Source organism: Kitasatospora misakiensis, from assembly GCF_042656005.1.
In the GTDB taxonomy this organism is placed as follows: Bacteria; Actinomycetota; Actinomycetes; order Streptomycetales; family Streptomycetaceae; genus Kitasatospora; species Kitasatospora misakiensis.
This window is the reverse complement of record NZ_JBHSOF010000164.1, coordinates 1-555: the sequence shown is the minus strand read 5'-3', so window position 1 is coordinate 555 and position 555 is coordinate 1. Positions and strand designations below refer to the sequence as shown.

Annotated in this window: 1 protein-coding gene; it reads right to left on the bottom strand. The window is 75.1% G+C overall.

Translation table 11 applies throughout. From position 1 onward, the window contains the following. Positions 1-555, bottom strand: a 555-nt coding sequence (locus ACFP3U_RS37065; protein ID WP_380230169.1) for a SpnB-like Rossmann fold domain-containing protein, incomplete at both ends; no start/stop codon positions are given.

Genomic DNA, 555 nt, shown 5'->3' with positions numbered 1-555 from the left:
CGGGCGACCAGCCGGCCCAGGGTGCCGCTCGCGCCGGTGATCAGCACCGTGCCGTTCGGATCCCAGACCGGCGGTGCGGTGGTGGTGTCCGTGCTCGGAGTGACCACGGTGAGCCGCGGCGCCAGGACCTCGGACCCGCGCACCGCGACCTGCGGTTCGCCGGTGGCGACGGCGCTGGCGAGTGCCGACTCCGACCAGGTGTCGGCGTCGATGAGCAGGAGGCGGTCGGGGTGTTCGGTCTGGGCCGAGCGGAGCAGGCCCCAGACGGCGGCGGTGACGGGGTCGGGCCGGTCGGTGATCGAGCCCTGGGTGACGACGGCGAGTCGGGCGTCGTCGTTCGCCGGGTCGCCGAGGAACTGCTGCGTCAGCTCCAGGACTTCCGCCAGCCGGGTCCGCAGCTCGCCGCCGGGCGCGACGCGGGCGACGGTGACGCCGCCGGGCGCGGCGGGGTTCTGCGGGGTGGGCAGCTGCGTCCAACCGATCCGGTAGAGCGGTTCGTCGGCGGTGGTGGCGAGTTGGTCGGGGGACATCCGCTGGAGGCGGAGGTCGTCGACG